Origin of the sequence: Allobosea sp. ASV33 (genome assembly GCF_016428755.1) — a bacterium.
Classification (GTDB): domain Bacteria; phylum Pseudomonadota; class Alphaproteobacteria; order Rhizobiales; family Beijerinckiaceae; genus Allobosea.
This window is the reverse complement of record NZ_JAELTI010000228.1, coordinates 1-400: the sequence shown is the minus strand read 5'-3', so window position 1 is coordinate 400 and position 400 is coordinate 1. Positions and strand designations below refer to the sequence as shown.

Here is a 400-nt window from a genome sequence, read left to right as displayed (position 1 = left end):
CCCCCACCTGCCCCCCCCCCACCCGCCACTCTTCCCTCCACACCTCCCCGACCACCCCAAGACAACCCCCGCTTTTTAATGCTCCTGCGACCACCGAGTTCTTCACCGAAGGTTAATCGTCGGCAGCGTCAGTTGTGTATTTGAGTCAGCATCGGCGATCGGCACGCAGGCGCAAGCTAGCGGCGAGGAGAGTGTCGCGATCGGTGCCGGTGCCACCACCACGCGTCCGCGGCAGGTCGCGATCGTCTTCACTGTCTCGTATACACATCTCCGAGCCCACGAGACTCAAGGAGCGATCGCGTAGGGCGTGTGTTGCGAGCAGCTGCCGTGGGGGGGGGGGGGGGGGGGGGGGGGGGGGGGGGGGGGGGGCGGGGGGGGGGGGGGGGGGGGGGGGGGGGGG

At 70.0% G+C, this 400-nt stretch carries 1 protein-coding gene; it reads left to right on the top strand.

What is annotated here, in order from left to right; genetic code table 11:
• Positions 1-115 precede the first annotated feature (115 nt).
• On the top strand, positions 116-304 hold the full coding sequence (locus JHD80_RS29440; RefSeq protein WP_199093722.1) for a left-handed beta-roll domain-containing protein: 189 nt from the start codon (positions 116-118) through the stop codon (positions 302-304).
• Positions 305-400 lie beyond the last annotated feature (96 nt).